This window comes from Microtetraspora niveoalba (assembly GCF_001570405.1).
GTDB classification, from domain to species: domain Bacteria; phylum Actinomycetota; class Actinomycetes; order Streptosporangiales; family Streptosporangiaceae; genus Microtetraspora; species Microtetraspora niveoalba.
Genome location: NZ_BBYM01000017.1, coordinates 37,166 through 47,501, shown reverse-complemented (window position 1 = coordinate 47,501; position 10,336 = coordinate 37,166). Strand labels below are relative to the sequence as shown.

Genomic DNA, 10,336 nt, shown 5'->3' with positions numbered 1-10,336 from the left:
GGCGGCAGCGCCTTACTGCGCGGCGGGCGACGGTGTGGGTGAGGCCGGGGGCGGCGTCGCCGCCCCGGACCCGGGATCCGTGGGCGCCGGCTCGGCCGGCTGGGCCGTCTCCTCGCCGGGCGACGGCTTGACCGTGATCGAGGGGACGCCCGCGACCGCGACGACGCGCCGGTAGACCGCCCGCTCCACCTCACGTACGGCGAGACCGAGCGTCACGAAGTCGTCGCCCGCGACCGGGTCGGCGCCGTCGGCCCGGCCGATCCAGACCAGGCCCACGTAGTGGCCCATCGCGTGGCCGCTGGCCTCCGTGTAACCGCCGAACCTGGCCTTGGGCGAGTCGATCGGCAGCACCCAGCCGCCCAGGTAGAGCGACTTCAGGCTTTCGACCAGCCCGTCGGCCGCCTTGACGTCGGCCAGGTTGAGCATGGCGTACTGGGCGACGTAGACGCCGTCGGCGCTGGTGTAGAGCCCGCGCGCGATCTGCGTGCAGCCCGCGTCGGCGAGCTGCTGGACCAGGTCGGCGCCCCAGGCGGACTGGCGGCAGCCGGTGTCGAGGTGGACGCCGACCCGCCTGAGGGTGGTCTTGCCCGCCTGCACGGTGCGCGCTCCGAAGAGCTCCTTCAGGGTCAGGGGCGCGGCGTCGGCCTTGCGGTCCGCGATGGGGGCGAACTGCTTGAACGACGGCCAGGCGCGGTAGTCGCCGGGCCGGGCCCCGCCGAGCGAGCCGGAGCCGGCCTGCGCCGGGGGGACGTCACCGTTCCCGATCATGTTGATCACGAAGGTCAGGACGAGGGCGGAGGCGATGACCGCCACCGCGGATCCGACGCCGATGACGAGCCGCTGCTGAAGGACGCTCAGCCCGAACTCGGCCAGGGTGTCGCTGGTCCAGCGCTCCGACGGCGCTGAGGACCGGCGCTTGCGTTTCGTCACAGACCGCTTGCTCCGACCGCCGTGCCGAGGCCCCAGGTGAGCGCCGCCGCGAGCGCGCCGACCAGGAGCTGGCGCAACCCGCTGAACCACCAGGTGCGCGCGGTCACCCGCGACACCACGGCGCCGGCGGCGAACAGCGCCACCGACGACGCGATCACCGACACCCACAGCCCCCGCACACCCAGCAGGTACGGCAGGAGCGGGATCAGGGCGCCCACGCTGAACGACAGGAACGAGGAGACCGCGGCGAGCACGGGCGAGGGCAGGTCATGCGGATCGACGCCGAGCTCGGCCTGCGCGTGCACCGCGAGCGCGCTCTCGGGGTTCCTGGAGATCTGCCGGGCGACCTCCCTGGCCGTCTCCGGATCGACCCCTCGCCCCACGTAGAGCTGCGCGAGCTCGTCCTCCTCCGCCTGCGGGTTGCGTTCGAGCTCGCGGCGCTCCACGTCGATCTCCGCCTGGGCCATCTCGCTCTGGCTGGCGACCGAGACGTACTCGCCGCCCGCCATGGAGAAGGCCCCGGCCGCGAGCCCGGCCACTCCGGCGAGCGCGATGACCTTGGTGTCGGCCGTGCCGCCGGCGACGCCCGCGATGAGGGCGAAGTTGGAGACGAGGCCGTCCATCGCGCCGAACACGGCGGGACGCAGCCAGCCTCCGTTCACGTCCCGGTGCTGGTGGTGGATCTCGGCGCGGACCCCCGAATCGGCGCCGGTCATCGACGGCCCCCTCCCTGCTCCGGTGAGGCGACCGCCTCGCCGGTGGGGTCGGCGGGTCCGCCCTGCTCGCCGGGATCCGCCTGGTCCCGGGTGTGCGCCGGGTCGGCCTGGTCGCCGGGATCCGCCTGGTCCCGGGCGTGCGCCGGGTCGGCCTGGTCGCCGGGCCGGTCCTCACCGCCGAGGGGCTCCTCGCCCGTCCTGTTCCTGGAGACCCAGAAGTAGGCGAGCGCCAGCAGGAAGATCACCAGCGCGGTCCACTGGTTCAGCCGCAGACCGAGGATGTGATGGGCCGGATCGACGCGCAGGCCCTCGATCCAGAACCGGCCGAGCGTGTATCCCGCGACGTAGAGCGCGAACAGCCGGCCGTGCCGGAGGGCGAAGCGCCTGCCGAGGAGCACGAGCACGCCCGCGAGGGCGAGATTCCACAACGACTCGTAGAGGAAGGTCGGGTGGTAGGTGTCGAAGCCGGGCACGGTGCCGGGGCGGCCCGGCTCGATCTCCAGCCCCCACGGCAACGTGGTCGGGCCGCCGAACAGCTCCTGGTTGAAGTAGTTGCCCCAGCGGCCGATGGCCTGGGCCACGGCGATGGCCGGGGCGAGCGTGTCGGCGACCGCCGAGAACGAGATGCCGCGTCGGCGGCAGCCGATCCACACCCCGAGCCCGCCCAGCGCGATGGCCCCCCAGATGCCGAGGCCGCCCTTCCAGATGAACAGGGTGTCGATCGGCCGGTTGGGGGCTTCGGACCCGAAGTAGAGCTGCCAGTCGGTGATGACGTGGTACAGCCTGCCGCCGACGAGGCCGAACGGGACGGCCCAGACGGCGAGGTCGGTGATCGCTCCCGGGGCGCCGCCACGGGCGCGCCAGCGGCGCTCCCCTATCCAGACGGCGACGATGACGCCGAGCACGATGCACAGCGCGTACGCCCGGATGGGGAGCGGTCCGAGGTTCCAGACCCCTTGTGACGGGCTGGGAATCGAGGCGAGGGGCATATCAATGGACGTTACCGTAGACGGACCCGGCCTCGCGCAATGCTGTGGAGAACGGGCCGCGGGGACCCGCGGCCCGTGCCGGGCTACTTGCCGGCATTGACGATCTCCTGGCGCAGCGCGCTGGGCACGAAGATCGTGTTGTTGTCGATCTGCCGGCCGTTCAGCTTGAGCGTCGGCGTGCCCTCCAGCTTCTGGTCCGCCATCGTCTTGGCGGAGGTCTGCTCGTGGGCCGCCCGCTGCTTCTGGTCCTTGACGCAGCTCTCGAAGCCGGGCGCGGTGACGCCGACCTCGTCGCCCCACTTCACCAGGTCGTCGGTCTTGAAGCCCTCGACGGTCTCGCTCGGCTGTCCCTTGAAGAGCCTGTCGTGGAAGGCGAGCCACTGCTTGCCGTCGGTCACGCAGCGCAGCGCGGAGGCGGCGCGCAGCGAGTTCGACCGGGTCGGCTCCTGCGAGAAGATCGTGAGCGGGTGGTAGACGACCTTGACCTTGCCCTCGGCGGCGAGGTTCTTGATCGTCGGCCCGCTGATCTCCTCAAGCTGCTTGCAGACGGGGCACTGCGGGTCCTCGTAGATGTCCAGCACCGGGGAGGTGACCCCGGCCTTGGCCATCACGGCGGTGCCGTCGCTCTGCACGGTCACGGGAGCGAGTCCCCCGGCGATCTCCTCGGATTTGCTCTGCTCCGCGGCGTACCACCAGCCGCCGCCGATCACGGCCAGCACGACGACCGCGACAGTGATGATGGTGGCCAGGCGCCTGCGCTGCTCCTGCTTGCGCTCGGCTTCCCGTTGCGCCGCGATGCGCGCGCGCACCGAGGCATCCCTCGCCGCCTTGCTCATGGGTCTCTCCCTATGCGTCGGGCTGTTCGCCCTGGAATATGTCGCCTTCCGGCTGGTACGGCTCACGCCTCCCGGACAGGCCGAGCGCGGAGTCCATCGCGAGGCGCCCCGGCGGCCGGATGAAGATCCAGGCGGCCACGATCACCAGGCCGAAGTCACGGAGGATCTCCCAGAGGTAGTTGGGGTCCTGCCCCGCGGCCAGCTCACCGCCTCCGCCGAAGCACCCGCAGTCGATGCGCAGCCCGCGCGCCCACGCCGAGGCGATGCCGACGACGAACGCCAGCATGAGCAGCCCGGCGACCACGGCCGAGACCCTGGTCAGCAGGCCGACCGCCAGCAGCACGCCGATGACGATCTCGATGATGGGCAGGCCGTATCCGATGGCGGTTGCCAGCGAGTCCGGGAGGAGCTGGTACGCCTTGACCGCCTGCACCGAGAGCGCCGGCGCGCCGATCTTGAGGCCGCCCGCCACGATGAGCACCGCCGCGAGGACCAGTCGGGCCGCGGTCGTCACCCACGGTAACGCGGGATGTTCGGTTCGCGGTCGATCAGGTGCGGCCTTCTGATAAGTCAACACCATCGTCTCCTCGCGGGTTGGCATCGCTGCCGTCACGATGTCCGGCCGCCACTCGGAAGTGGCGGCCGTGTCCTTCGCACATTACTTGGAGCCCACCACATCATGGACGGTATAAGCGCCGGTTAAGCACGCGCCCCCCGTTCACCCGGCCCCTCGCGGGGCCCGGGACGGTCGCCGCAGGTCGCGGCAGCCCTCAGCGGCGCACTCCCGCGGCGAGCTCGGCCCCGAGCTCGCGCACCGACGCGAGCCCGGACGCCTCGTCCGGGGCGTCGAGGAGGCGCCGGATGAACGCGGAGCCGACGATCACGCCGTCGGCGTAGGCGGCCACCTCGGCGGCCTGCGCGCCGGTGCCCACGCCGAGCCCGACGCAGACGGGCAGCGAGGTGTGCCGTCTGGTGCGGGCGACCAGGCCCTCGGCGGCGGAGCCGACCGACTCGCGCGCGCCCGTGACGCCCATCAGGGAGGCCGCGTAGACGAACCCGGTGCAGATCTTGGCCACCTTGCCGATGCGGTCCTCGGTGGAGCTGGGCGCGACCAGGAACACGGTGTCGATGCCCGCGTCCTTGCTCTCCTGGAGCCAGACCGCGGACTCCTCGGGGGTGAGGTCGGGGGTGATCGTCCCGACGCCGCCCGCGTTGGCCAGGTCACGCGCGAAGCGGCCCGCGCCGTACCGGTCGATCGGGTTCCAGTACGTCATGACGAGGGTCGCGGCGCCGGTCGCGGCGACGCCCTCGACGGTGCGCATGACGTCGGCGATGCGGGTGCCGTTCGAAAGGGAGCGGTGGACGGCGTCCTGGATGGTGGGACCGTCCATCAGCGGGTCGGAGTACGGCAGGCCGATCTCGATCACGTCGCACCCGGCCTCCACCATGGCGGTGGCGGCGGCGACGGCCCCCTCCTTGGTGGGGAAACCGGCCGGCAGGTAGCCGACGAGGGCGGCGCGGTTCTCGGCGCGCGCCTTCGAGAAGACCGTCTGAAGTGTCGTCATCGGATTTCCGTTCGTCTGGGTCGGATCCACCTCGCCCGGGTGGGGCCGCCGTTCACCGCTCCACCGTCGCCGGCCCGGCTCCCCTGTCCGGTCGGAAGATCGGCGTGGATCGGCTTGGCTTCGGCTTAGAGGTCGAAGTACTTCATCGCGGTGCCCATGTCCTTGTCGCCGCGACCGGAGAGGTTCACCAGGATGGTGGCCTCCGGGCCGAGCTCGCGACCGAGTCTCAGGGCGCCGGCGAGGGCGTGCGAGGACTCGATCGCCGGGATGATGCCCTCGGTGCGGGCGAGCAGGGCGAACGCCTCCATCGCCTCGGCGTCGCTGACGCCTTCGTAGACGGCCCGGCCGGAGTCCTTCAGCCACGCGTGCTCGGGGCCCACGCCGGGGTAGTCGAGGCCGGCCGAGATCGAGTGGGACTCGATGGTCTGGCCCTCCTCGTCCTGCAGGACGTAGGTGCGGGCGCCGTGCAGCACGCCGACGCTCCCCGCGGTGAGGGTGAGCGCGTGCTCTCCCGTCTCCAGGCCGCGTCCGGCGGCCTCGTAGCCGTGGAGCCGGACCCCCTCGTCGCCGATGAATGCGTGGAAGATCCCGATGGCGTTGGAACCGCCGCCGACCGCCGCGCAGACCGCGTCGGGCAGCCGGCCGGTCAGCTCGACGATCTGGCGCCGGGCCTCGACGCCGATGATCCGGGCGAAGTCGCGGACGATCTCCGGGAACGGGTGCGGCCCGGCCACGGTGCCGAAGAGGTAGTGGGTGCGGTCGACGTTCGTGACCCAGTCGCGGAACGCCTCGTTGATCGCGTCCTTGAGCGTCTGGCTGCCGTTGGTGACCGGCACGACCGTCGCGCCGAGGAGCTTCATCCGCGCGACGTTGAGCGCCTGGCGCTCGCAGTCCACGGCCCCCATGTAGATGACGCACTCCAGGCCGAGCAGGGCGGCGGCGGTCGCGGTGGCGACGCCGTGCTGGCCCGCGCCGGTCTCGGCGATCACCCGGGTCTTGCCCAGCCGCCGGGTCAGCAGGGCCTGCCCCAGCACGTTGTTGATCTTGTGCGCGCCGGTGTGGGTGAGGTCCTCGCGCTTGAGGACGATCCGGGCGCCGCCCGCGTGCGCCGCGAACCTCGGCACCTCGGTGAGCGTGGTCGGCCGGCCCGCGTACGTGCGCAGCAGGTGGTCGAACTCGCGGAGGAACTCCTCGTCGTTCTTGGCCTTCTCGTACTCGGCGGCCACCTCGTCGAGCGCCGGGATCAGGGCCTCGGGCACGAACCGCCCGCCGAAGACGCCGAACTTGCCGTGGCCGTCCGGGTCGTCGCCGTACACGCCGTTGCCGGCGAGGTCCGCCGCGGTGAGGATGGGTCCTTCTGTCAGGCTCACGACTGCCTCTCCTGCCGTGACGATGGGTGGGCGCCGGCGGTCACCAGATCGTTCACGGCGGCCCTGGGGTCCTTGCCGGTGACCAGGCTCTCGCCCACCAGCACCGCGTCCGCGCCGGCCCGCGCGTACGCGAGCAGGTCGTGCGGACCGCGCACACCCGACTCGGCGATCTTGATGACGCCGTCGGGGATCTTGGGTGCGATCTTGGCGAAGACGTCCCGGTCGACTTCCAGGGTCTTGAGGTTGCGCGCGTTGACGCCGATGATCCTGGCTCCGGCGGCGAGGGCGCGGTCCAGCTCCTCCTCGGTGTGCACCTCGACCAGCGGGGCGAGGCCGATCGACTCGGCCCGCTCGATGAGCGAGACGAGCGCGTTCTGCTCCAGGGCGGCCACGATGAGCAGCGCCAGGTCCGCGCCGTACGCCCGGGCCTCCCAGAGCTGGTAGGAGGTGACGATGAAGTCCTTGCGCAGGATGGGGATGTCCACGGCGGACCGGACCGAGGCCAGGTCCTCGAGAGTGCCGCCGAACCTGCGCCGCTCGGTCAGCACGCTGATCACGTGCGCGCCGCCGGCCTCGTAGTCCGCGGCGAGGGCGGCGGGGTCGGCGATGGCGGCCAGTGCGCCCTTGGACGGGCTCGACCGCTTCACCTCGGCGATCACCGACACCTTGTCGCCGCCGAGTGCGGCGTAGGCGTCCTTCGTCGCGGGCGCCCGCCCGGCGCGCTCCTTGAGAAGCTCGATCGGCACGGCCTTCTGCCGGGCCTCCAGGTCCTCGCGGACGCCGGTGATGATCTCGTCGAGAACGCTCATGAGCCCTCCTCGCCATCGGCTCGGAGCCCGCATGAGTGAACACTGCCGCGCAAACCTGTTCGCTCGCTACGCTCGCTCACGAGAAGCGGTCCCTCCGGTCGCTGCTGTCGCTACCTTGCCCTGCCGATGCTATCGGCCTCACCGGGGCCGCTCGGCCATCGGGTCTCGTCAGGGGGCCAGGACGTGACCGAATGGGAGGTTTCGCACGACCCAATAGACGATCACGAGGGCGAGGAAGGCCCACAGATAGGCGGGCCGGGCGAGGGTCGTGCGGGCGGGCCGGCCCTGCCAGGAACGCAGCGCCCAGCGCCCCCACCAGAACAGCAGGAACGGGATGACGGCCACCGCGAGCGGGTTCAGCCCGAGCGCCGCGAGAGGGTCGGCGTGGGCGAGCGCGTGCATGGCGCGCAGGGTGCCGCAGCCGGGACAGTAGAGCCCGGTCAGGAAGAGGAAGGGGCACGTCGGGTAGTGCCCCGGCTGGTTGGGGTCCACGGCGCCCACGAACGCGAAGGCCGCGCCGGTGACCGCCGCGACACCGAGCGGCGCGAGCACCGACCGGAGCCGGTCCGCGCCGCGCCGCTCATGGGTCGTCGCCGTCATGACCCTCAGTATGACGAGGTGCTCACGCTGGCGCTGAACACGCCGAGCACGACGACGAGGATGATGTACAGCACGAAGAGGACGGCGGCCGTGATCAGGGACGCGAGCCACCACTTCTTGGCCGACTCCGAGGCGGCCTGGGCGCCCTGGTAGTCGCCCATCGCCCACTTAGAGTTCACCTGGGTGGCGTACACGATCGACACGACGCCGAGGGGGAGACAGCACAGGACCGTGGTGATGATGGCCATCACGAGGTGGTTGTTCGGGGGGGTCGGCGCGGCACCGTACCCGCCGGGCGGCGGATAGCCACCGGGCGGCGGGTAGCCCCCGTCGCCGGGAGGCGGGCCGTATCCGCCACCGGGCGGCTGGGCCCCGTAGCCCCCCATGTCGCCCGGCTGGTTTCCGTAGCTCATTTAATGACTCCTATATGGTCATGAGTTGCGGCACCGGAGCTTAGCGACATATGACGCGCCTGTTGGTCAGGTATCCACTTCGTGGACGATTTGTGATGATGTCGCAAAGGTGGAAATCACCACTTCATGTGCGGTTTCCTCACTATTTGCTGTCATTTCCAGAATGATCATCTGAATCGACCGTCGGGTCGGCGCCTTCGTCGATCGCGTCCCACAACGCCCGGTCCCCGCTGACCCGGGACGTCTTCCGGCCGCCCGCGCCGGAACGGCGCTCGTACTTGCCGGACATGCCGGGCCAGGCGCCGCCGACCAGAACGGCCGCCACGCCGCAGGCGGCGAGCAGGACACCCCCGGCGACCGCGGCCCACGGCCACGCCGACGTCGTCACGTGCGCCGCCTGTCCCGACAACGAGCGCGTGGTCTCGGCGACCTCCACCGCCCGCGCGCTCAGCCGGGACGGCCAGGCCAGCGCCGCGATGCCGGCGCCGCAGCCCGCGAGCACCACGCCGACCAGCCGCCGCCACGGGCCCCTGGTCGCGAAGACCGCGAGGACCGCCGCCAGGGCGGCCAGCGCGAGGGGCGTGAGTGCGGGAACGGCGTCGCCGCCGTCGACGGCGATCGGCCCTCCGGTCGCGCCTTCGTAGTTCACGGCGGCCCACTCGCGGCCCCCGGCGAGCAGCACCAGGCCCGCGCCGGCCGCGCAGCCCACCAGCCAGGCCGTCAGCGAGCGCCGCGCCGAGCTCCGCCGGGGAGCGGGCGGGGACGCCGCGGCCCCCGGCGTCCCGGCGGCCGGGCCTCCCGCGCCCCCTGGCGACGTCATGACCGCTCGCCGTCCGTGTCGCCGCCCGTGCCGCCGTCGGTGTCCCCGTCCGTGCCGCCGTCGCCCTGGGCGACGTCGAGGAAGCCCGCGTCGAAGCAGGTGCGGTCACCGGTGTGGCAGGCGGCGCCCACCTGGTCGACCTTCAGCAGGATCGTGTCGCCGTCGCAGTCGAGGCTGGCCGACCTCACCCACTGGACGTTGCCCGACGTGTCGCCCTTGACCCAGTACTCCCCCCGGCTGCGGGACCAGTACGTGGCACGGCCCGTGGTGAGCGTGCGGTGCAGCGCCTCGTCGTCCATCCAGGCGAGCATCAGCACCTCGCCGGTGTCGTACTGCTGGACGACGGCGGGCACCAGCCCGTCGGTGGTGCGCTTCAGCCGCGCGGCGATCTTCGGGTCGAGGGACATGCGCCAATTCTGCCGCAGGCGGGAGCCGGCCTAGCGGCCGGTGCCCTCGACGAGCGCCAGCGGCAGGCCCGGCACCGGGCGGACCGCGAAGCCCTCGGCCCCCCGGTACACGGACCCGGCGACCCAGCGGGCGGTGTTGGACGCGACCACCCGGCCCTGGGCGTTGACCAGGAACGCCGGAACGGGGACCTCCCTGAGCGCGGGCAGCACGGCCGCCTGGAAGCGGCGCACGAACACGTCGGCCGCGGCCACTCCGAGGAACACGCCGTCCAGGGTCACCGGCACCGACAGGGTGAGGCTGTACTCGTCGGTGCACAGATAGTCGACGTACGGCCCGCAGACGGTGCGCTCCGCGCCCGACTCGGGGCCGGTGTACCAGTCCCAGTGCGTGTAGTCGTAGAAGGCGCTGCTCGACGGGTCGAGGTCGCGCAGGAGCTGCACGGGCGGCCCCGCCGGGCTCTCCTGCCACCACTCCAGGTACCAGGGCGCGTCGGCGAGCAGCCCGGGCGCGGCGATGAACCCGATGCCGGCGATGATCGTGCCGAGCCGGCCGAACAGCAGGGGGCGCAGCGCGGCGAGGTCGGCGCTGACCAGCGCGCGCCCGCCCCGCCGTACGGCACGGGCCCGGCCGGCGGTGGCGGCGCGCACGTCGGCGAGGGCCGCGAAGACCTCCTCCGCGGTGTCGCGCACGCGCGCCAGGACGGCCGCCTCGTCCGGGGCCGTGACGGCCGGTACGGCAGGAGGCGGGGCCGGGACCGCGGCGGCCGACGTGGCCCGCGAAGCGGCCCGCAAAGTGGCCCGCGGGGTGGCGGGGCCGGGGCCCGGCGGCGCGTCCGATCTCGCGGCGTCCGGCCGCGCCGTGTCCGACCGTGTGGTCATCG

13 protein-coding genes are annotated in these 10,336 nt (G+C 72.4%); all 13 read right to left on the bottom strand.

Annotated elements, in window-relative coordinates:
* Window positions 1-12: 12 nt before the first annotated feature.
* The 13 genes from AWQ70_RS16815 to AWQ70_RS16755 all read right to left on the bottom strand — a co-directional run bounded on the left by AWQ70_RS16815 (window position 13) and on the right by AWQ70_RS16755 (window position 10,334).
* A complete protein-coding gene (locus AWQ70_RS16815; RefSeq protein ID WP_067177003.1) occupies window positions 13-930 on the bottom strand; it encodes a hypothetical protein in 918 nt (305 codons plus the stop codon).
* Window positions 927-1,646, bottom strand: a complete 720-nt coding sequence (locus AWQ70_RS16810) for a VIT1/CCC1 transporter family protein (RefSeq protein ID WP_067177001.1) — start codon at window positions 1,644-1,646, stop codon at window positions 927-929. The genes AWQ70_RS16815 and AWQ70_RS16810 overlap by 4 nt, the downstream gene beginning before the upstream one ends.
* Window positions 1,643-2,635, bottom strand: a complete 993-nt coding sequence (lgt, locus tag AWQ70_RS16805; RefSeq protein ID WP_067176999.1) for a prolipoprotein diacylglyceryl transferase — start codon at window positions 2,633-2,635, stop codon at window positions 1,643-1,645. The genes AWQ70_RS16810 and lgt overlap by 4 nt, the downstream gene beginning before the upstream one ends.
* A gap of 83 nt (window positions 2,636-2,718) precedes the next feature.
* Window positions 2,719-3,471 (bottom strand): DsbA family protein, encoded by a 753-nt coding sequence (locus AWQ70_RS16800; RefSeq protein WP_067176998.1) that lies wholly within the window; start codon window positions 3,469-3,471, stop codon window positions 2,719-2,721.
* Window positions 3,472-3,481: 10 nt separating this feature from the next.
* Window positions 3,482-3,985, bottom strand: coding sequence for a MauE/DoxX family redox-associated membrane protein (locus tag AWQ70_RS16795; protein WP_245646997.1), 504 nt, complete (start codon window positions 3,983-3,985; stop codon window positions 3,482-3,484).
* 256 nt (window positions 3,986-4,241) lie between these two features.
* The gene (trpA, locus tag AWQ70_RS16790) at window positions 4,242-5,036 is read right to left on the bottom strand and encodes a tryptophan synthase subunit alpha (RefSeq protein ID WP_067176995.1); all 795 of its coding nucleotides are present in this window, start codon (window positions 5,034-5,036) and stop codon (window positions 4,242-4,244) included.
* 125 nt (window positions 5,037-5,161) lie between these two features.
* Window positions 5,162-6,352 carry a tryptophan synthase subunit beta gene (gene trpB, locus AWQ70_RS16785; protein ID WP_218004569.1) on the bottom strand — a complete coding sequence of 397 codons (1,191 nt, stop codon included), beginning with the start codon at window positions 6,350-6,352 and terminating at the stop codon, window positions 5,162-5,164.
* Window positions 6,353-6,402: 50 nt separating this feature from the next.
* A complete protein-coding gene (trpC, locus tag AWQ70_RS16780; RefSeq protein ID WP_067176993.1) occupies window positions 6,403-7,215 on the bottom strand; it encodes an indole-3-glycerol phosphate synthase TrpC in 813 nt (270 codons plus the stop codon).
* A gap of 168 nt (window positions 7,216-7,383) precedes the next feature.
* Window positions 7,384-7,815 carry a DUF2752 domain-containing protein gene (locus tag AWQ70_RS16775; RefSeq protein WP_067176990.1) on the bottom strand — a complete coding sequence of 144 codons (432 nt, stop codon included), beginning with the start codon at window positions 7,813-7,815 and terminating at the stop codon, window positions 7,384-7,386.
* A gap of 5 nt (window positions 7,816-7,820) precedes the next feature.
* Window positions 7,821-8,228: a CD225/dispanin family protein gene (locus AWQ70_RS16770; protein WP_218004554.1), complete on the bottom strand. Its 408-nt coding sequence runs from the start codon at window positions 8,226-8,228 to the stop codon at window positions 7,821-7,823.
* Window positions 8,229-8,370: 142 nt separating this feature from the next.
* Window positions 8,371-9,048, bottom strand: a complete 678-nt coding sequence (locus tag AWQ70_RS16765) for a Trp biosynthesis-associated membrane protein (protein ID WP_067176988.1) — start codon at window positions 9,046-9,048, stop codon at window positions 8,371-8,373.
* A complete protein-coding gene (gene hisI, locus AWQ70_RS16760; RefSeq protein ID WP_067176986.1) occupies window positions 9,045-9,455 on the bottom strand; it encodes a phosphoribosyl-AMP cyclohydrolase in 411 nt (136 codons plus the stop codon). The genes AWQ70_RS16765 and hisI overlap by 4 nt, the downstream gene beginning before the upstream one ends.
* Before the next feature lie 30 nt (window positions 9,456-9,485).
* A complete protein-coding gene (locus AWQ70_RS16755; protein WP_084517218.1) occupies window positions 9,486-10,334 on the bottom strand; it encodes a cache domain-containing protein in 849 nt (282 codons plus the stop codon).
* Window positions 10,335-10,336: the final 2 nt, after the last annotated feature.

What these genes read in the sequence shown, in the direction of transcription:
- AWQ70_RS16770 (WP_218004554.1), bottom strand. Translation starts at nt 8,228, where the DNA reads ATGAGCTACGGAAACCAGCCGGGCGACATGGGGGGCTACGGGGCCCAG.
- AWQ70_RS16765 (WP_067176988.1), bottom strand. Translation starts at nt 9,048, where the DNA reads ATGACGTCGCCAGGGGGCGCGGGAGGCCCGGCCGCCGGGACGCCGGGG.
- trpA (WP_067176995.1), bottom strand. Translation starts at nt 5,036, where the DNA reads ATGACGACACTTCAGACGGTCTTCTCGAAGGCGCGCGCCGAGAACCGC.
- AWQ70_RS16800 (WP_067176998.1), bottom strand. Translation starts at nt 3,471, where the DNA reads ATGAGCAAGGCGGCGAGGGATGCCTCGGTGCGCGCGCGCATCGCGGCG.
- trpC (WP_067176993.1), bottom strand. Translation starts at nt 7,215, where the DNA reads ATGAGCGTTCTCGACGAGATCATCACCGGCGTCCGCGAGGACCTGGAG.
- lgt (WP_067176999.1), bottom strand. Translation starts at nt 2,635, where the DNA reads ATGCCCCTCGCCTCGATTCCCAGCCCGTCACAAGGGGTCTGGAACCTC.
- AWQ70_RS16810 (WP_067177001.1), bottom strand. Translation starts at nt 1,646, where the DNA reads ATGACCGGCGCCGATTCGGGGGTCCGCGCCGAGATCCACCACCAGCAC.
- AWQ70_RS16755 (WP_084517218.1), bottom strand. Translation starts at nt 10,334, where the DNA reads ATGACCACACGGTCGGACACGGCGCGGCCGGACGCCGCGAGATCGGAC.
- hisI (WP_067176986.1), bottom strand. Translation starts at nt 9,455, where the DNA reads ATGTCCCTCGACCCGAAGATCGCCGCGCGGCTGAAGCGCACCACCGAC.
- AWQ70_RS16775 (WP_067176990.1), bottom strand. Translation starts at nt 7,815, where the DNA reads ATGACGGCGACGACCCATGAGCGGCGCGGCGCGGACCGGCTCCGGTCG.